This is a genomic window from Streptomyces sp. NBC_01267 (assembly GCF_036241575.1).
Classification (GTDB): Bacteria; Actinomycetota; Actinomycetes; order Streptomycetales; family Streptomycetaceae; genus Streptomyces.
The window spans coordinates 2,868,074-2,887,500 of sequence record NZ_CP108455.1 but is presented as its reverse complement, the minus strand read 5'-3'; the positions used below and the strand labels follow the sequence as shown (position 1 = coordinate 2,887,500).

At 71.1% G+C, this 19,427-nt stretch carries 11 protein-coding genes; 4 read left to right on the top strand and 7 right to left on the bottom strand.

The features are described from left to right. Positions 1-24: 24 nt before the first annotated feature. Together OG709_RS13150 and OG709_RS13145 are read left to right on the top strand one after the other, a co-directional pair. The gene (locus OG709_RS13150; protein WP_250298805.1) at positions 25-714 is read left to right on the top strand and encodes an HAD family hydrolase; all 690 of its coding nucleotides are present in this window, start codon (positions 25-27) and stop codon (positions 712-714) included. A 414-nt stretch (positions 715-1,128) separates the two neighbouring features. Next, positions 1,129-6,078, top strand: coding sequence for an NAD-glutamate dehydrogenase (locus tag OG709_RS13145; RefSeq protein ID WP_329166178.1), 4,950 nt, complete (start codon positions 1,129-1,131; stop codon positions 6,076-6,078). A gap of 172 nt (positions 6,079-6,250) precedes the next feature. On the opposite strand, the gene OG709_RS13140 is transcribed toward OG709_RS13145, so the two are convergent. After that, on the bottom strand, positions 6,251-7,030 hold the full coding sequence (locus tag OG709_RS13140) for an ABC transporter ATP-binding protein (RefSeq protein ID WP_266645022.1): 780 nt from the start codon (positions 7,028-7,030) through the stop codon (positions 6,251-6,253). Between the two features lie 70 nt (positions 7,031-7,100). Continuing rightward, entirely contained in the window at positions 7,101-8,039 is a 939-nt protein-coding gene (locus OG709_RS13135; RefSeq protein WP_406114996.1) for an ABC transporter permease, read from the bottom strand. Between the two features lie 152 nt (positions 8,040-8,191). Here OG709_RS13135 and OG709_RS13130 point away from each other — a divergent pair, with 152 nt between their 5' ends. Together OG709_RS13130 and OG709_RS13125 are read left to right on the top strand one after the other, a co-directional pair. Continuing rightward, on the top strand, positions 8,192-8,800 hold the full coding sequence (locus OG709_RS13130; protein WP_266642870.1) for a TetR/AcrR family transcriptional regulator: 609 nt from the start codon (positions 8,192-8,194) through the stop codon (positions 8,798-8,800). A gap of 205 nt (positions 8,801-9,005) precedes the next feature. Continuing rightward, the gene (locus tag OG709_RS13125; protein WP_329166176.1) at positions 9,006-11,006 is read left to right on the top strand and encodes a glycosyltransferase family 2 protein; all 2,001 of its coding nucleotides are present in this window, start codon (positions 9,006-9,008) and stop codon (positions 11,004-11,006) included. A gap of 120 nt (positions 11,007-11,126) precedes the next feature. On the opposite strand, the gene OG709_RS13120 is transcribed toward OG709_RS13125, so the two are convergent. The 5 genes from OG709_RS13120 to OG709_RS13100 form a co-directional block, all read right to left on the bottom strand. Next, positions 11,127-11,924 carry a class I SAM-dependent methyltransferase gene (locus tag OG709_RS13120; RefSeq protein ID WP_250298798.1) on the bottom strand — a complete coding sequence of 266 codons (798 nt, stop codon included), beginning with the start codon at positions 11,922-11,924 and terminating at the stop codon, positions 11,127-11,129. A gap of 311 nt (positions 11,925-12,235) precedes the next feature. Further along, positions 12,236-13,162: a carbohydrate ABC transporter permease gene (locus tag OG709_RS13115; RefSeq protein WP_250298797.1), complete on the bottom strand. Its 927-nt coding sequence runs from the start codon at positions 13,160-13,162 to the stop codon at positions 12,236-12,238. Next, the gene (locus OG709_RS13110; RefSeq protein ID WP_329166174.1) at positions 13,159-14,508 is read right to left on the bottom strand and encodes a carbohydrate ABC transporter permease; all 1,350 of its coding nucleotides are present in this window, start codon (positions 14,506-14,508) and stop codon (positions 13,159-13,161) included. The genes OG709_RS13115 and OG709_RS13110 overlap by 4 nt, the downstream gene beginning before the upstream one ends. 7 nt (positions 14,509-14,515) lie before the next feature. Beyond that, positions 14,516-15,892 (bottom strand): ABC transporter substrate-binding protein, encoded by a 1,377-nt coding sequence (locus OG709_RS13105; RefSeq protein ID WP_266642874.1) that lies wholly within the window; start codon positions 15,890-15,892, stop codon positions 14,516-14,518. A 155-nt stretch (positions 15,893-16,047) separates the two neighbouring features. Beyond that, complete coding sequence (locus OG709_RS13100) at positions 16,048-19,395, bottom strand: FtsK/SpoIIIE domain-containing protein (protein ID WP_266642875.1); 3,348 nt, start codon at positions 19,393-19,395, stop codon at positions 16,048-16,050. Positions 19,396-19,427 lie beyond the last annotated feature (32 nt).

Here is a 19,427-nt window from a genome sequence, read left to right as displayed (position 1 = left end):
GGAACGAACGGGGGGACCGACGCAATGACGACACACGAGGGCACGGGTCCGGGCGCCGGCACCGGCACGCACATCGTCTGGGACTGGAACGGCACGCTGTTCCACGACATCGACGCCGTGATCCGGGCGACGAACGCCTCGTTCGCGGAGATCGGCCTGCCGCCGATCACGCTGGAGCGCTACCGCGAGCTGTACTGCGTGCCGGTACCGCGCTTCTACGAGCGGCTGATGGGCCGACCGCCGACGGACGCCGAGTGGACCGTCATGGACGAGGCGTTCCACCGGCACTACTGGGCGCTGGCGGAGAGCGCCGGTCTCGCCGCGGGCGCGGAGCAACTGCTCACCGACTGGCAGGCCTCGGGGCTCACCCAGTCCCTGTGTTCGCTGGCACCGCACGAGCATCTGATACCGATCGTGCGGACCCACGGCATCGAGCGGCACTTCCTGCGCGTGGACGGAAGGACCGGCCCGTCGAGTGCGGGCAAGGCGGAGCACATGGTGCGCCACCTCGCCGCGCTGGAAGGGGTCAGTCCCGGACGCACCGTGGTCATCGGGGACGCGGTCGACGACGCGGTGGCAGCCGCGCACGCCGGGGCGCGGGCCGTGCTCTACACCGGGGGTTCGCACAGCCGGGCCAGTCTGGAGACCGCCGGGGTGCCGGTCGTCGACTCGCTGGCGGCTGCCGTGAGAGCAGCGCGGGAGTGGGCGCTGTAAGGCGGTCGCAGGGGCTTCCCCCCGGGGGATTTCCCGGGGGCTTCGGCGGGGGTTTCGCCGGACGGTGGACGGCCGTGCACGCACTTGTCCAAAGTGTCGAAGTGTGACTCCTGGACTTGTACGGATACGGCTCGTGACGCTCACCGGTCCGGGGGAGATAGCCTGGTGCCGTGATCAGCGCGATATCTCGCGGGGGCATCGACGCCTCCGCCCCGCGCCCGGAGCACTACGGTGTCCGGGCTATCGCTGGCACCCCTGACCCGGACAGGCCTCCGAAATTGGCCAATAACGTCCCGGGTATCTCTCATCGCGGCATAACGTCGACTCCGACCGGATACCTCGCGTCGTGGTCGTGGCGTTGTGCTGCTTCTTTCACCTACGTCACGCAACGGCGCGCGACAGGAGCCAGAGGACATGCAGACCAAGCTGGACGAAGCCAAGGCCGAACTGCTCGCACGGGCAGCCCTGGTAGCTGAGAACGGCCCGGCCGGAGGGCAACTTCCGAGCGGGTCCACGAGCGGCGGGAGTCCGGACCGGGACCGCGTCCTTGCCTACCTCCAGCGCTATTACCTGCACACCGCTCCGGAGGACCTGGACAACCGCGATCCCGAGGATGTCTTCGGCGCGGCGCTCTCGCACTACCGGCTCGCCGAGAAGCGCCCGCAGGGCACCGCGAACGTCAAGGTGCACACCCCGACCGTCGAGGAGAACGGCTGGACCTGCAGCCACTCGGTCGTCGAGGTCGTCACCGACGACATGCCCTTCCTCGTCGACTCGGTCACCAACGAGCTGACGCGTCAGGGCCGCGGCATCCACGTCGTGATCCACCCGCAGGTCGTCGTACGCCGTGACCTCACCGGCCAGCTCATCGAGGTGCTCGGCAAGGACGAGAGCGGCGAGGGCCTGCACGACGCCCTCGTCGAGTCCTGGATCCACGTCGAGATCGACCGCGAGACCGACCGCGCCGATCTGAAGCAGATCACCGCCGACCTCCTCCGGGTGCTCTCCGACGTACGGGAGACCGTCGAGGACTGGGAGAAGATGCGCGACTCCGCGCTGCGCATCGCCGACGAGCTGCCTGCCGAGCCCCAGGCCGGTGACCTGTCCGAGCGTGAGCTGGAGGAGGCCCGCGAGCTGCTGCGCTGGCTCGCCGCCGACCACTTCACCTTCCTCGGCTACCGCGAGTACCAGCTGACGGACGACGACTCGCTGACCGCGGTGCCCGGCACCGGCCTCGGTATCCTGCGCTCCGACCCGCACCGCAGCGTCGACGAGGAGCACCCGGTCTCGCCGTCGTTCAGCCGGCTGACCGCCGACGCCCGCGCCAAGGCCCGTGAGCACAAGCTCCTGGTGCTCACCAAGGCCAACAGCCGCTCCACGGTCCACCGCCCGAGCTACCTCGACTACGTCGGCGTGAAGAAGTTCGACGAGAAGGGGAACGTCGTCGGTGAGCGGCGCTTCCTCGGGCTGTTCTCGTCCGCCGCGTACACCGAGTCCGTCCGCCGGGTACCCGTCATCCGCCGCAAGGTCGCCGAGGTCCTCGAAGGCGCGGGCTTCACGCCCAACAGCCATGACGGCCGGGACCTGCTGCAGATCCTGGAGACGTACCCGCGCGACGAGCTCTTCCAGACGCCGGTCGACCAGCTGCGCTCCATCGTCACCAGCGTGCTCTACCTCCAGGAGCGGCGGCGGCTGCGGCTCTACCTGCGCCAGGACGAGTACGGCCGCTACTACTCCGCGCTCATCTACCTGCCGCGCGACCGCTACACCACGGCGGTACGACTGCGCCTGATCGACATCCTCAAGGAAGAACTCGGCGGTACCAGCGTCGACTTCACCGCCCGCAACACCGAGTCGATCCTCTCCCGGCTGCACTTCGTGGTCCGGGTACCGGCGGGCACCGAGCTGACCGAGCTCACCGACGCCGACACGGACCGCATCGAGGCCCGGCTGGTGGAGGCCGCCCGCTCCTGGGCCGACGGTTTCGGCGAGGCGCTGACCGCCGAGTGCGGTGAGGAGCGCGCCGCCGCGCTGCTGCGCCGCTACGGGCAGTCCTTCCCCGAGGGCTACAAGGCCGACCACTCGCCGCGCGCCGCGGTCGCGGACCTGGGCCGCCTCGAACAGCTCGGAACGGGCGGCAAGGACTTCGCCCTCTCGCTGTACGAGCCGGTGGGCGCGGCCCCCGGCGAGCGTCGCTTCAAGATCTACCGGACCGGTTCGCAGGTCTCCCTCTCCGCCGTGCTCCCGGTGCTCCAGCGCCTGGGCGTCGAGGTCACCGACGAGCGCCCGTACGAGCTCCGCTGCTCGGACGGTACACACGCGTGGATCTACGACTTCGGACTGCGGCTGCCGCAGGTCGCCGGCGGCACCGGTGACCACCTCGGTGACGACGCCCGGGAGCGGGTCCAGGACGCGTTCGCCGCGACGTGGACGGGCGAGGCCGAGAACGACGGCTTCAACGCCCTGGTGCTGGGCGCCGGGCTGACCTGGCGGCAGGCCATGGTGCTGCGCGCGTACGCGAAGTACCTGCGGCAGGCCGGATCGACCTTCAGCCAGGACTACATGGAGGACACCCTCCGCAACAACGTCCACACCACCCGGCTGCTCGTCTCGCTCTTCGAGGCGCGGATGTCGCCGGGCCGCCAGCGGGCCGGTACCGAGCTGACCGACGGGCTGCTCGAAGAGCTCGACGGCGCCCTGGACCAGGTGGCGAGCCTCGACGAGGACCGGATCCTGCGGTCCTTCCTGACCGTCATCAAGGCCACGCTCAGGACCAACTTCTTCCAGGAGGCGGAGCCGGGCCAGCAGCACTCCTACGTCTCGATGAAGTTCGACCCGCAGGCCATCCCGGATCTCCCCGCGCCCCGCCCGGCGTTCGAGATCTGGGTGTACTCGCCGCGCGTCGAGGGCGTGCACCTGCGCTTCGGCAAGGTCGCCCGAGGCGGTCTGCGCTGGTCCGACCGGCGTGAGGACTTCCGCACGGAGGTGCTCGGCCTGGTCAAGGCGCAGATGGTCAAGAACACCGTGATCGTGCCGGTCGGCGCGAAGGGCGGCTTCGTCGCCAAGCAGCTGCCCGACCCGTCCGTGGACCGGGACGCCTGGATGGCCGAGGGCATCGCGGCGTACAAGACCTTCATCTCCGCGCTGCTCGACATCACGGACAACCTGGTGGCCGGCGAGGTCGTGCCGCCCGCCGGTGTCGTACGGCACGACGAGGACGACACCTACCTCGTCGTCGCGGCCGACAAGGGCACCGCGACCTTCTCCGACATCGCCAACGCGGTCGCCGAGTCGTACAACTTCTGGCTCGGGGACGCCTTCGCGTCGGGCGGCTCCGCGGGCTACGACCACAAGGGCATGGGCATCACGGCCCGCGGCGCCTGGGAGTCCGTCAAGCGGCACTTCCGGGAGCTCGGCCACGACACCCAGACCCAGGACTTCACCACGGTCGGCGTCGGCGACATGTCCGGTGACGTCTTCGGCAACGGCATGCTGCTCTCCGAGCACATCCGCCTGGTCGCCGCCTTCGACCACCGGCACATCTTCATCGACCCGACGCCGGACGCCGCCACCTCGTACGCGGAGCGGCGCAGGCTGTTCGACCTGCCGCGTTCCTCGTGGGCGGACTACGACACCGGACTGCTCTCGCCGGGCGGTGGCGTCCACCCCCGCAGCGCCAAGTCGATCCCGCTGAACGCGCACGTCCGCGAGGCGCTCGGGATCGAGTCGGGCGTGGCCAAGATGACCCCGGCCGACCTGATGCAGGCGATCCTCAAGGCCCCCGTGGACCTGGTGTGGAACGGCGGCATCGGCACCTACGTGAAGTCCTCCGCCGAGTCCAACGCGGACGTCGGCGACAAGGCGAACGACGCCATCCGCGTCAACGGCGAGGACCTGCGGGCCAAGGTCGTCGGTGAGGGCGGCAACCTGGGCCTGACCCAGCTCGGCCGCATCGAGTACGCCAGGTCGGGCGGCGACGGCTCCGGCGGCAAGATCAACACCGACGCGATCGACAACAGCGCGGGCGTGGACACCTCCGACCACGAGGTGAACATCAAGATCCTGCTCAACGGGCTGGTCACCGAGGGCGATCTGACCGTCAAGCAGCGGAACCAGATCCTGGCCTCGATGACCGACGAGGTCGGTGTCCTGGTGCTGCGCAACAACTACGCGCAGAACACCGCGCTCGCCAACGCCGTGGCCCAGGCCCCGTCGCTGCTCCACGCCCACCAGCGCTTCATGCGCAGGTTGGGCCGCGACGGGGACCTGAACAGGGCGCTGGAGTTCCTGCCGACCGACCGCCAGGTCCGTGAACTCCTCAACGGCGGGAAGGGGCTGAGCCAGCCCGAGCTGGCCGTGCTCCTCGCGTACACCAAGATCACCGCCGCCCAGGAGCTGATCTCCACCGATCTGCCGGACGACCCGTACCTGCAGAAGCTGGTGCACGCCTACTTCCCGAAGCAGCTGAGCGAGCGCTACTACGAGGCGATCGAAGGGCACGCGCTGCGGCGCGAGATCATCACCACGGTCCTCGTCAACGACACGGTGAACACCGGTGGTTCGACCTTCCTGCACCGGCTGCGGGAGGAGACCGGGGCCTCGATCGAGGAGATCGTGCGGGCACAGGCAGCGGCCCGGGAGATCTTCGGCCTGGCCGAGGTCTGGGACGCCGTCGAGGCGCTGGACAACAAGGTCGCGGCCGGCATCCAGACCAGGATCAGGCTCCACTCGCGCCGTCTCGTCGAGCGCGGCGCGCGCTGGCTGCTGGGCAACCGCCCGCAGCCGCTGGACCTGAGCGAGACCATCGCCTTCTTCACCGAGGGCGTGGCGAAGGTCTGGGCCGACCTGCCGAAGATGCTCAAGGGCGCCGACCAGGAGTGGTACCAGGGCATCCTGGACGAGCTGACGGCCGAGGGCGTGCCGGAGGAACTGGCCCGCCGGGTCGCCGGGTTCTCCTCCGTCTTCCCGGCGCTGGACATCGTGGCCATCGCGGACCGTACGGACAAGGACCCGATGGCGGTCGCCGAGGTGTACTACGACCTCGGGAACCGGCTGGCGATCACCCAGCTGATGGACCGGATCATCGAGCTGCCGCGGGCCGACCGCTGGCAGTCCATGGCCCGCGCCTCCATCCGCGAGGACCTGTACGCGGCGCACGCCGGGCTCACCCTGGACGTGCTGTCCGTGGGGGACGGCGCATCGACTCCCGAGCAGCGGTTCAAGGCCTGGGAGGAGAAGAACGCCTCGATCCTGGGCCGTTCGCGCACCACGCTCGACGAGATCCAGTCCTCGGACGCCTTCGACCTGGCGAACCTGTCGGTCGCGATGCGGACGATGCGCTCGCTGCTGCGTACGCACATCTGACGCCCGATGCAGGCGTCCGGGACGTACGCGGCGCAACTGCGGCGTAGGTACCCGTGACACGAGAACCGCGGCCCCGGCCCACCTGGTCAGTACAGGCGGGCCGGGGCCGCGGCGTTTCCGGGCGGGCAACGCGGCTCAGGTCCGCGGCTGTCCGTGGACCTGACACGGGCAGCTACTTCTTGGTGGTGAACTCCTCGTACGCGGCGACGACTTCCTCCGCCGGACCGTCCATCCGCATGGTGCCGGACTCCAGCCAGATGGCCCGCTCGCAGGTCTCGATGATCGACTTGTTGCTGTGGCTGACCAGGAAGACCGTGCCCGCCTGGGCCCGCAGTTCGGCGATGCGCTCCTGGCTGCGGCGCTGGAACTTGGCGTCCCCGGTGGACAGCGCCTCGTCGATCATCAGTACGTCGTGGGTCTTCGCCGCCGCGATGGAGAACCGCAGCCGCGCGCCCATGCCCGACGAGTAGGTCCGCATCGGCAGCGAGATGAAGTCGCCCTTCTCGTTGATGCCGGAGAAGTCGACGATGTCCTGGTAGCGCTCGCGCACCTCTTCGCGGGTCATGCCCATCGCGAGGCCGCCGAGGATGACATTGCGCTCGCCGGTCAGATCGCTCATCAGGGCCGCGTTGACGCCGAGCAGGGACGGCTGCCCCTGGGTGAAGACCTTGCCACTGGCGGTCGGCAGCAGCCCCGCGACGGCCTTCAACAGGGTCGACTTGCCCGAGCCGTTGGAGCCGATCAGACCGATCGCCTCGCCCTTGTACGCGACGAAGCTGACTCCCTTGACGGCATGGACCTCGCGGACGCCGGGGCGGGGCTTGCGGCTGACGATCCGGTTGAGCGCGGAGGTCGCGCTGCCCTTGCCCGCTCCGGTGCCGTAGATCTTGTAGACGATGTGGACGTCGTCGGCGACGACCGTCGGGGTCCGGTCCGGCGCCGGGGCGCTCAGCGGGTTCGCCGACTGCGCCGCGCTCGGGTCGGTCACGGGGGTCACGGGGGTCACGGGGTTCGTGAGGGTCTCAGCCACGTCCGTACTGCTCCTCTGCCTTCCAGAAGTAGATGAAGCCGCCCACGCCCGCGACGACCGCCCAGCCGATGGCGAGGGGCCAGACGTGCGGGGGGAGCTGGTTCGCCTTGTAGCTGTCGACGAGCGCGAAGCGCATCAGGTCGATGTAGACGGCGGCCGGGTTCGCCTGGAGCGCCAGCAGCACGACGTGCGGCAGGTTGTCGTGGGACAGGACCTTCTTGATGCTCCACATCACGCCCGAGACGTACATCCAGGTGCGCAGGATGAACGGCATCAGCTGCGAGACGTCCGGGGTCTTGGCGGCGAGCCTGGCCATGACCATCGAGAGCCCGGTGTTGAACATCGCCTGGAGCACCAGCGCGGGGATCGCGAGCAGCCAGCTGACCTTCGGGTACTCGCCGAAGCAGACCAGGATGACGATGAGCGCGCCCATCGAGAAGAGCAGTTGCTGGAGCTGCTGCACGGCGTACGCGATGGGTAGCGACGCCCGCGGGAAGTGCAGGGCCCGCACCAGGCCCAGGCTGCCGCTGATCGCGCGGGTGCCCGTCTGGATCGAGTTGCTGGTGAACGTCCAGATGAAGACGCCGGTCACCAGGAACGGGATGAAGTCGGGGACACCGTGGCTGGTGCCGAGCAGGACACCGAAGATGAAGTAGTAGACCGCCGCGTTCAGCAGCGGCGTCATGATCTGCCAGACCTGGCCCAGCTTCGCCTGGCTGTACTGCGCGGTCAGCCGGGCGGTGGCGAACGCCGTGATGAAGTGCCTGCGGCTCCAGGTCTGCCGGATGTACGCGAACAGCGAGGGGCGGGCGCCGCTGATGGTCAGACCGTGTGCGGCGGCCAGCGCGGCCAGGTCCTGCGAGGACGGCCGCGGGGGGACCTTCCGGGCCGTCGCCTCCGTGGCGGACGTGGCCGGGGCTGTGGGGCTCACAACATTCGCTTTCGACGGAGGGGAGGGGAAAGGAGAGGGGGCGAAGCGACAGTAGCGTCGCAACGGTTCCGTATCGTCGTTACGCCGAGGTTAGGACCGCCCGACGTCGAAACGCAACCGTTCCGTCGCGACGAATAGGTAAACTTCTCCCCATGGCAGCCCCGAACCCCCGTGCCCCCCGCCGAGCCCCGGCCGGGGCCGCAGTGCTCCGTGAGGACGTGACGGAGGCGATTCGCGCCGCCGTTTTCGAGGAACTGGCATCGGTCGGGTACGCGCGGATGTCGATCGAGGCCATCGCCCGCCGGGCGGGCGTCGGCAAGACGGCGGTCTACCGCCGCTGGAAGTCCAAGCTCTACCTGGTGCTCGATCTGGTCACGGCGTTCGCCGCGCAGGGCTTGCCCGCGCCCGCGACCGGTTCGCTGTACGGGGACGTGCGCGCGCTGCTGGCCGTGGCGGCGACCGCGCTGCGCCACCCCGTCGCCTCGCAGGTCATCCCGGATCTGCTGGTCGAGGCCGCGCGCCAGCCGGAGATCGCGGACGCGATCAAGGCGGCGCTGCTGGACAACCAGAAGGGGGTTGCGGCGGCGGTGGTCCGCGACGCGGTGCTCCGCGGTGAACTCCCCGAGGGCACCGACCCCGCGAAGGCGCTGGAGCTGATCGTCGGGCCGCTGTACTGGCGGCTCGCGGTGGTCAGGGACGGGCTGCCGAAGGGCTATCTGGACGGGCTCGCGACGGCTGCGGTGGCGGCGCTCAAGGCCTGATTCGCGGGGCCGGATGGCCGGATTTCGTATGTTCCGTGAGGACCCTGTGTCCGTCCGGAGAAGCTCTCAGCTGCGCGGGGTCCGACCGGAACCAATTCCGTACATGGCTGGTTAGGCGGATGAGCTAAATGTCCGTATCGCTAGTAGTGTGCCTGCGGCAGCGAGAGATCGGTCGCGCAGGACAGCGGGAAACGAGTGCATCAGCATGTCGATCAAAGTCAGCGTGATCATCCCGGTCTACAACCCGGGCCCCTACATCGAGGACTGCATCGAGTCGCTGCTCCGTCAGAGCCTGCCCGATGACGCGTACGAAGCGATCTTCGTCAACGACGGTTCCACCGACGGCACTCCGGCGAGGCTGGACTCGCTCGCCGCCGAGCACCCGAACATGCACGTGATCCACCAGGAGAACTCCGGCTGGTCGGGCAAGCCCCGCAACGTGGGGATCGCCGCCGCCCAGGGCGAGTTCGTGATGTTCGTCGACAACGACGACTGGCTGGGTGACGAGGCGCTGGAGCGGATGTACACCTACGGTGTCGAGAACGACGCCGATGTCGTCGTGGGCAAGATGGCGGGTCGCGGGCGGCCGGTCCCGAGAGAGCTGTTCCGGGTCAACAGGCCGCGCGCCACCCTGCGTAACTCCCCGCTGATCGACAGCCTCACCCCGCACAAGATGTTCCGCAGGTCCTTCATGGACGAGACGGGCCTGCGCTTCCTCGAAGGGCGCCGCCGTCTGGAGGACCATGTCTTCGTCGCCGAGGCGTTCCTGGCCGCCAAGAGCGTCGCGGTGCTCAGCGACTACGTCTGCTACTACCACGTCAAGCGGGACGACGCCTCCAACGCGGGCTTCCGGCGCATCGAGCCGGTGGGCTACTTCGGCAATCTGCGCGAGGCCCTGGACGTCGTCGAGAAGTACACCGAGCCGGGGCCGTTCCGGGACCAGTTGTACCGCCGCTGGTTCCGCAACGAGATGATCGACCGGATGCGTGGCGCCCGGCTGCTGGCCACGCCGGACGACGGCTACCGGCAGGACATGTTCCGCGAGATGCACAAGGTCGCCGTCGAGCGGTTCGGCCCCGGGGTGACGAAGGGCATGCTGCCCACCCAGCAGATCGTCGGCGCGCTCATCAAGGCGGACCGCTACGCGGACGTCGAGAAGTTCGCCCGCTGGGAAAAGGGCATCCGCGCGCACGCCGAACTCACCGAACTCGGCTGGGACAACGACGAGTTGAAGCTCGCCTTCACCGCCGGGACGCGGTCGGGGGAGGAGCCGGTCCACTTCGTGAAGAAGGGCGGCGAGGAGTTGCTCGCCCTGCCCGAGGGCCTGGACACCCCGGAGGCCCAGGCGCAGCTCGGCGTGGTGGCGCTGGCGGACATCGGCCGGGCGAAGGCGGAGCTGGTGGTGCGGGAGCGCGTCAGCGCGGCCGAGTTCTACCAGCCCGTCGAGTTCACCGCGGAACGCGTGGACGGCCCGGGGCCCGACGAGTTCCGGCTGGTCCTGCGGGGGACGGCGACGATCGCCCCCGGGACGGCCGCGGGCGGCGCACCGCTCGCCGACGGCATCTGGGACGTCTGGGTACGGGTGCAGCAGAGCGGGTGGAAGAACGAGGTCAGGCTCGGATCCGTCCGGTCCGAGCGGGCCACGGCCGGACGCAGGGCGGGCCTGGTGGGCGAGTCCGCCCGGCTGGTGGTGCCGTACTGGACCGTGCCGCACGGCAACCTCGCGCTCGACGCGGGGGGCCGGAAGTCCGACCGGCTCACCAAGGACTTCCGGCGGCTCGACGTGCACGACGTCGTGGTCATGCCGGAACCGCTGCTGATCGAGACGCTGCTGCCGGTGCACTCCGAAGGTGTGAACGGCGCGCCCGCCGTGCTCCACCTCACCGGCAGGACGGGCTCCCGGGAGACCGTACGGACAGCGGCCACGCTCACCACGTCCAAGGGGCGTGCGGGTACGGTCCTGTGCGCGGAGCGGCCCGAGCGCCAACTCCCCGCGGATGCCTGGGACATGGCCGTGACCCTCGGTGCGGAGGACGGCCCGCGTACGCCCCTGCCGCTGATGCTCGTCACGACGGCGGCCGGCGCGATGACGGTGCGCCGCTCGGGCGAGGGGCTGATGCCGAAGCGGGTACGGCTGGTGCGCAGGCTTCGGGCGAGCGTGGTGGGGCGGGCGGTTCGGAAGGTTCGGCGGATGGCCGCGCGTTAGGGACGGGAGCGCTGCGTCTGCCGGGGGTACGGAGGGTTCGCCGCGCCCCCGGCGGACGCGCTCCGGGGCGGCATCCGGGACTCCTGGTATCCGCGCCGGGCGGCATCCGGGCGGGTCCGGTCAGAAGCCGCGCAGCCTCGCGAGTTCCCTGCGTACCGTCCGGAGAGTGGCCGCGCGGTTGCGGTGGCGGGCCAGCGCGGGCCAGATGCCCGAGCCGAGCAGCGCCGCCGGGTCGACCGCCTCGACCCGTTCGAGCAGCGCCTCCGGGACCTTCTGCGGGTCGGGGGTGACCCACTCCTGCACGATCGCGTCGTAGTGGTCCTTCAGTACCGTGCTGCCGGGATCGGCGCCGATGACCACGAAGACGCCGGTCGGCTGGGTGTCGACCTGGACGGTGATGAGATCCGGCCGGTGCCGGGCAATCACCGGGATGAACTTGTAGACGTCCCCGGTCCACGGGCCGGAGGGGGCGACCCGGTCCCGTACGGCCTCCGCGGGGTTGCGCGGCAGCATGTCGTCGAGGACGATCACGCTCGACCAGCCGCTGAACCGCTCGGTGTTGGTGAAGTCGCGCAGCACGTACTCGAAGAGGTGCATGCCGTCGATGAACGCCAGGTCGACCTGGTTGGTGCCGGTGTACGCCCCCAGCAGCGGACGGCCGCGGCGGGCGTTGCGCAGCGGGTTGCGACCGCTCATCAGATGGCCCATGGGCTGTCGGGTGGCGAAGAACGCGTCGCTGGTCGCCTTCACCAGCTGGAGGTCGCAGTGCAGGCGGGTCCGCACCTTGGGGGCGGGGTCGACCGCGATGCTCGGGACGCGGGACAGGGCGAGACTCCGGCCGTCGTTGGTCCCGATCTCCAGGTAGGTGCGCGGCTTCAGGACCGCGTGCAGCTGCTGGAGAAACTCGTGCCTGTGCATGGGGGGCTCTCTCGGGTGGGGGGATGGCGGACCGTGCTCAGAAGGCCATGCCCGGGATAACGAAAGCGGGTATACGCGGTTGCGCCGGAGCGCGCCCGAGTCCCCTGAACCACATTTTCGAGGCAGGAGGTTGACGGCCCGGCCAGCCGGTCCTCCCGGCCGCCCGGTCCTCCCGGCCGCCCGGCCCCACGCCGCCCGGCCCACCCGCCCGGCCCACCCGCCCGGACCGTGCGTACATACAGAAGCGGGACCCGGCCACCGAATCCGGCAGCCGGGCCCCGCTCGACACGAGTCCGTACGGTTCGTACGGGTTACTTGACCGCGCCCGCCATCACACCGCTCACGAACTGCCGCTGGAACGCGAAGAACACGGCCAGCGGGATCACCATCGACACGAAGGCGCCGGGCGCCAGTACGTCGATGTTGTTGCCGAACTGCCTGACCTGCTGCTGGAGCGCCACGGTGATCGGCGGGTGCTTGGAGTCCGCGAAGATCAGCGCGACCAGCATGTCGTTCCACACCCAGAGGAACTGGAAGATCCCCAGCGAGGCGATGGCCGGGCCGCCGAGCGGCATGACGACCCGGGTGAAGAGCCTGATCTCTCCGGCCCCGTCGAGCCGGGCCGCTTCGAGGAGTTCCCTCGGGATCTCCGCGAAGAAGTTCCGCAGCAGGAAGATCGCGAAGGGCAGCCCGAAGGCCACATGGAAGAGCACCACACCGGCCGTGGTCTCGAAGAGGCCGATCTCGCCGAAGAGTTTCGAGACCGGGATCAGCGCCACCTGGACCGGCACGACCAGCAGGCCGACCACGATCAGGAACCACCAGTCGCGGCCGGGGAAGTCCATCCAGGCGAAGGCGTACGCGGCCAGCGAGCCGATCACCACCACCAGGACGGTCGCCGGGACCGTGATCATGACCGTGCTCAGCAGCGAGTCGGTGATGACCTTGTTGTCGAGGATCTTGGCGTAGTTGTCGAAGGTGAGCTGGGAGGGGGCAGTGAAGATCTTCCACCAGCCGGACGCGGCGATGTCGGACGAGCCGCGCAGCGAGGAGAGCAGCAGGCCGATCGTCGGCATCAGCCAGAACAGGCCGACCAGGACGAGGAAGACCCGCATCACACTGCCGCCCGCGCGTGCCGCGATCCGGGCGGCCAGCGGCTCCTTCGGCTTCGCCGCCGCGCGCGGCAGCGCCTCGGGGGCGGGCCTCTCGGGCGCGGGCACCTGGGCTTCGGCGGTCATCGGCGCCCCTCCTTCCGCATCCTGCGGATGTTGACGAGCATGATCGGGACGACCAGCAGCAGCAGAAGTACGGAGATCGCGCTGCCGGTGCCCAGATCCGCGTCCGTGCCGAACGAGGAGCGGTAGAGCTGGAGGGCCAGCACATTCGCATCGGCCTGGGAGGAGCCCGGCGCGATGATGAAGACCAGGTCGAAGATCTTCAGCACATTGATCATCAGGGTGACCATCACCACCGCGAGGACCGGGCCGAGCAGCGGGATGGTGATCCGGCGGAAGACCTGCCACTCGTTGGCGCCGTCCACCCGCGCCTGTTCGAGGAGTTCGCGCGGCAGCCCGGCGAGTCCGGCCGCGATCAGGACCATCGCGAACCCGGCCCACATCCAGACGTAACTGCCGATGATGGACGGGGTGACCAGGGCCGGGCCGAGCCAGTTGACGCCGTTGTACGGCTCACGGAAGTTGGAGTCCGGCAGCCGCAGCAGCGCTCCGTCCGCCTTCGGGGGCAGGGTGAAGGTGCCGTCGGCCGCGGCCTTGGCGCTCGCCACCACCTTGCCGTCCTTCACGGCCTCGATCGTGACGCCCTTGAGCCCCAGCTCCTCGGGGTCGATGACGTCGGGCTTGCCGCCGCCACCCAGGGTGAAGTCCAGCCAGGCGGTGCCGGTCACCGAACCGGCCGCGGCCTTCGGCTGCCGGGCGGGCTTCGCCGACGACGGCATCTTCGTCGGCAGGATGCCGACCAGGGGCAGGTGGACGGGGGTGCCCGCGTGCACCGGCTGCTTGGTGACGTACGAACCGCCGCCGCCCGCCTTCAGCGGCGCCACCGGCAGGGGGTGCGCCCCCGGGTAGCCCGCCGACTCGGCGAAGGTGTCGTGCACCCCGACCCAGACGGCGTTGGCCACGCCGCGCGCCGGGTCCTGCTCGTACACCAGCCGGAAGATGATGCCCGCCGCGAGCATCGAGATGGCCATCGGCATGAAGACGATCAGCTTGAACGCCGTTCCCCAACGCACCCGTTCGGTGAGGACGGCGAAGATCAGGCCCAGCACGGTGGCCACGGTCGGTGCCACCACGACCCAGATCGCGGTGTTCTTGATCGCGGTGCGGATCGAGTCGTCGCTGAAGAGGGTCTTGTAGTTGTCGATGCCGATGAAACTGGAGCCTGCCTGGTCGAAGAAGGACCGGTAGACCGAGTACCCGATCGGGTAGACCACGAGCGCGCCGAGCAGGACCAGCGCGGGCAGCAGGAAGCCGACCGCCAGGACTTTACGTGTGCCTGTCACGCTCTTGCGCGGCTTTCCGGCGGGGGGCGCCCCGTCGAGGGCGCCCCCCGCGACAGCGGAGGTCATCGCGTCGTCAGTTCTTGTAGGCCTTGGCCGCGTCGGACTCCAGCTTCTGCTGCGTCCCCGCGATGTCCTTCGGGTTCTTCAGGAAGTCCTGGAGGTCCTTCCACTCACCCTTGCCCGGCGTGCCGCCGAACGACTGCGGCGCCTGGTCGGACATGTCGAACCGGATGTCGTCGCCCGCGGCGATCAGCGCCTTGGCGATCGTGCGCTGCACGTCGTTCGGGTACGCCGCCGGGTCCAGGCCCTTGTTCGGCGAGACGAAGCCGCCCGCCTGTGCCCAGATCTTCGCCGCGTCGGTGGACGCCAGCCAGGTCATCAGCGCCTGCGCGCCCTTGGAGTCCTTCAGGATGACGGCCGCGTCGCCGCCGGTCACCACCGGGGACTTGGCGCCCACCGCGGGGAACGGGAACACCTTCGCGTCGGTGCCCACCTTCGCCTTGGTCTGCGCGATGTTGGTCTGCGCGAAGTCGCCCTCGAAGACCATCGCCCCCTTGGGCTGGTCACCGCCGGTGAAGGTCTGGGTGACGGACGCCGGGAACTCGGTCTGGAGCGCGCCGGTCGCACCGCCCGCGATGAGCGACGGCTTGCCGAAGAGCTGCGCGAGCGTGGTCAGCGCGGTCTTGACGGACGGGTCCGTCCACTTGATCTTGTGCTGGGCGAGCTGGTCGTACTTCTCCGGGCCCGCCTGCGAGAGGTAGACGTTCTCGAACCAGTCGGTGAGCGTCCAGCCGTCCGCGCCGCCGACCGACACCGGGGTGACTCCCGAGGCCGACACCGTCTCGGCGGTCTTCAGGAAGTCCGCCCAGGTCTTGGGCTCGCTCGCGCCCGCGTTCTGCAGGGCCTTGGCGTTGTACCAGACCAGGGACTTGTTGGCGGCCTTGAAGTACACGCCGTACTGCTTGCCGTCGACCGCGCCGAGGTCCTTCCAGACCTTCGAGTAGTTCTTGTCCAGCTGGGCCTGGGCTTCGGGGCCGACCGGCTTGGCCCACTTCTTCGCCACGGCCTGCGTGATCGCCCCGACCTGCGGCATCATCGCGACGTCCGGCGGCGCGCCACCGGCGATCTTCGTGCCGAGGAAGTTGACGATCGGGTCCTGGGCGGGCACGAAGGTGACCGACGCCCCGGTGCGCTTCTCGAACTCCTTCAGGACCTTGATGAAGTTCGCCTGCTCGGGGCCGGTCCAGACCGCTGCCACTTCGAGCTTCGTACCGTTGAGCTCGGGCAGCGTCACGCTCGACGCCGACGCACTGCTCTTCCCTGAAGCCTTGTCTCCCCCGTCGCTCTTCTTGCTGTCGCTGCCGCATCCCGCGGCAAGGACCAGTGAGCCGGCTGCGACGACCGCCAGAACGGTCCTGCGTGAACGTAGAGCTGTGCCTGTTGTGCGCATCTGTGCCCCGACCTCTCCCATGCGCGTGCATTCGGCGCGCCCATGACATCGGCGACGCCGTTGTCCCGTGCGCACAGTCCTACGCCGGGCACTCCGGCGCCGCAATACCACTCCTGAAGTCAACAGTCCGATCGTGATGGGCCTGTGACGTTACGTCAGACATTCAGGGAGGGTACGGACACCGCGTCCACCGACCTCGCGGCCCGGTCCAGGGCGCTGGCCAGCAACGCCAAGTCCGTTGGCCCGTTTCCGAGTTCACGCACCGGGCGGCGGGCCGGAGGGTCGCCCATCCGCTCCCATTCGAGCGGCACGACGGTGGGCCGGAGCGTCGCCGTACGGGGAATGCGGCCGGTCACCCGGCCGCCCTGGAACGGGGTCACCCCGGAGTCGGGGCGCCCGAGGCGGCCCCTCCCCGGCGACGGCGCGTCCGGGGCGGGGGAGAGCGGCGGGGGATCGAGGACCACCCGCAGCCGGCTGATCCGCGCCAGGTCCGTGTCGGCCGTACGGTCCGGGCGGGCCGACGCGGCGATCAGGTGGACGCCGAGGCGCTCACCGTCCCTGGCCACCGCCTCCAGGGCCCGGACCACCGAGCCCGCGGCGGGGCGCCCCGGGCTGCCCAGCGCCGGTGCCACCAGCGCGTCGAAGTCGTCGACGACCACGACCAGCCGGGGCAGCGGGGTGGGTCCGGGGACCGCGGCGGCGGTACGGGCCCCGGCCGGGCGCAGCCGCAGGGTGCCGCTGGCGGGCGATTCGAGGTCGCCGCGCTGCTCGGCGGGGCTGGGGGGCCGTTGCCCGACCACCCGGGCCGCGCCCTCGTGGCTGCGCTGCCACTCGGTGAAGTCGCCCTGTCCCAACAGCCCGGCGCGGCGCTTCAGTTCGGCGCCGAGGGCCTGGGCGAAGTCCCGCATCCTGACCGGGTCCGACGCCACCAGATAGGTCGAGGTGTGCGGCAGCTCCGTACAGGCCCGGAGGCCGTCACCGCGGTCACCGCCCGCGCCGTCGACCAGGATCAGCCCGAGCCGGTCGGGGCGGGCCGCGGCGGCCAGCGAGGCGGCGGCGGCCCGCAGCAGCTCCGTCCGGCCGCTGCCGGTCGGCCCTTCTATCAGCAGGTGCGGGCCCTCGGTGGCCAGATCGACGGTGACCGGGCCGCGCGGTCCCGCGCCGAGCACCGCGGTCGCCTCCGCGTCCGACGCCCACCGGGCCATCAGCGAAGCCGGGGTGGCGCGGGCCAGGCCCAGCTCGTCCAACAACCGTGCCGTCGGGGGCAGTTCGGCGGCCAGGCGGGCCGGGCTGGCGGAGGCGCTGGCGTCCGCGCGCAGCGGAGCAAGTGCCCGGCCGAACCGCTCGGCCCAGGCCGCCGAGACCGCGTCGACCACGGCGAACGTGCCGTGGTCCGCGGGGCGGCCCTCCCTGCCGTACGCCGGGTGGACGCCGCGCGCCGTACGCAGCAGCCGCAGCGCGGTCGCCACATCGCCGCTCAGCAGGGCCGCCGCCCCGCACTCACGGAACGCGAGCGAGGCCGCGCAGGCCATCTCGTAGGTCGTTTCGAGCGGGGAGGCGGGGGAGGCCGGCGGGGTCTCGGCCAGGCAGAGCACATGGACCCCGCAGGCGGCGCCCGCCGAGGCCAGCCGTGCGGTGGTCTCCCGCAGGGCGGCGGAGCCGGGGTCGCCGTCGACGATCACCACGGTGTGCGGTCCTTCGTACCGGTCGGCGGCGGCCGACACGGCCCCCGCCTCGGCGGACGCCCAGCCGGTGCCCAGCGGGCCGTCGTCCAGCCTGCGCACCAGTTCGGCGGTGCGGGCCGTGGCCTGGTCCCGGTCGTACGCCAGCAGCAGCCGGCAGTCCTGGCCGTGCGTGGGCCGCACGTGCGGCAGCCAGCCGAGCCAGCCCCAGTCGGCCCGGCGCGCTTCGAGCGGGCGCGCCCGGTCCGTGCTGATCAGCACGATCTCCAGGTCGGCGGGGGAGTGCAGCGCGGCGAGCTGGGCCACGGCCGAGCGGGCCAGTCCGGCCAGCCGGGCGCGGGGACCCGCGAGCCCCAGCGAACCCGCCTCGCGCAGCGAGACGGTCACCGGCACGGCGGGCACCACACCCGTGCCGTCGGGCGTGGCCCGGTCGGCGGTGCCGAGCCGGACGACGAGCTCTTCGCGGTGGCCGGGGGCGCGCTCCCAGAGACGGGGCCCGGGGCCGAGCGCGGTCAGCAGCAGCGAGGCCGGGTCGGGCCAGGTGTCCGCACCGGGCACCCCGGCCGAGGAGTCCGCGGCGGCGCGGGACGGCCCGGCCGCCGGGGCCGCCATGCCCTCGTGCGCCGCGTCGGGCCGTCCGCCCGCCAGACGTCTCGCCCAGGCCCCTATCCCGCCGCGCCTGCGCGCGGCCTCGGCGTCGCCGCCTCCCTCACCGGCGGCCTCGTCGGAGGGACGGCCGGTCCGGTCCTGCTCGGGCAGCCGCGTGCCGCGCGGCGGGGTGCCCTGGCGGCCACGGGCGGCGAAGCCCGCGTCCTGGGCGTAGGCCGCCGCCGCTTCGTCGTAGAGATTGCTGTACGGGTCGCGGACCGGTACGGAACCGGCCGCGCTGACCCGCCGGGAGCTGGGCCGTGCGCCGGAGGCGCCGCCCTGCACCGGTATGTACCCCTCGCCGGGTCCGTCGTGCCCGGGGTGACCGCCGGGGCTTCCGAGCCCGTACGCGGTGCCGGTGCCGTGACCGGTGGCCTGGGCGGGTACGGAGCCGTGGGAACCCCGGGCCGCGCTGTCGTGGGCCGGTGCCGGTCCGGGCCGGGCGCCGCCCGGCCCGCTTCCGGTACGCCCGCCGCCCGGACCGCTTCCGGTACTGCGCCCGCCGTCCGCGCCGTCACGGGCCACCCGCAGGTGACCTTCGCCGTCCGGCACCGCCGACAGCGGGCCGCTGCCCGTGCCGCTGCTGTTCCCAGGAGTGATCCGCAGCGCCGATTCGCCGACCCGGAGCAGGGACCCGGGTGTCATACGGACCGGGCGGTCACCCACGCCCGAGCCGTCCAGGGTCGTGCCGTTCGTCGAGCCCAGATCGGCGACCGTCACCCGGCCGTCCTCCGCGACCGTCACCGCGCAGTGCAGCCGCGAGACGTCCGGGTCGTCCAGCGGGACGTCCGCCTCGCCGGAGCGGCCGATCCTGATCTGCCCGCCGTGCAGCAGATGGACACCGCCCGCGTCGGGCCCCGCGACCACATGGAGCTGGGTGGCGGACGGGTCGCCCGCGTCGTCGGCGCCGGGGACCTGGAGCGAGAGCACCGCCCCGTCCACCAGCGGCGGCTCGCCCAGCGGGCAGCGCTGCAGGTCCAGGCGCTGCCCGCCCGCGTACAGCACCACGGCGTTGGAGCCGGGCCCTTCCGGGCCTGCCACGGCCGTGGCCAGGCCGGAGGCGACAGTGGCCAGCGCCGCCCCGGCGGGGGCGGTGACGAGCACGTCGCAGGAGCGCGTCCCGGACGCGGATCGGCCGCTGCGCGGCGCGAGGACGGTCAGCCGGATCTGCATAGCCGTCAGCGGTCCCTTCTGCGGAGGGTGCC

Coding starts and splice junctions, on each gene's coding strand:
- OG709_RS13110 (WP_329166174.1), bottom strand. CDS start 14,508: ATGACCTCCGCTGTCGCGGGGGGCGCCCTCGACGGGGCGCCCCCCGCC.
- OG709_RS13115 (WP_250298797.1), bottom strand. CDS start 13,162: ATGACCGCCGAAGCCCAGGTGCCCGCGCCCGAGAGGCCCGCCCCCGAG.
- OG709_RS13125 (WP_329166176.1), top strand. CDS start 9,006: ATGTCGATCAAAGTCAGCGTGATCATCCCGGTCTACAACCCGGGCCCC.
- OG709_RS13100 (WP_266642875.1), bottom strand. CDS start 19,395: ATGCAGATCCGGCTGACCGTCCTCGCGCCGCGCAGCGGCCGATCCGCG.
- OG709_RS13130 (WP_266642870.1), top strand. CDS start 8,192: ATGGCAGCCCCGAACCCCCGTGCCCCCCGCCGAGCCCCGGCCGGGGCC.
- OG709_RS13150 (WP_250298805.1), top strand. CDS start 25: ATGACGACACACGAGGGCACGGGTCCGGGCGCCGGCACCGGCACGCAC.
- OG709_RS13105 (WP_266642874.1), bottom strand. CDS start 15,892: ATGCGCACAACAGGCACAGCTCTACGTTCACGCAGGACCGTTCTGGCG.
- OG709_RS13120 (WP_250298798.1), bottom strand. CDS start 11,924: ATGCACAGGCACGAGTTTCTCCAGCAGCTGCACGCGGTCCTGAAGCCG.
- OG709_RS13145 (WP_329166178.1), top strand. CDS start 1,129: ATGCAGACCAAGCTGGACGAAGCCAAGGCCGAACTGCTCGCACGGGCA.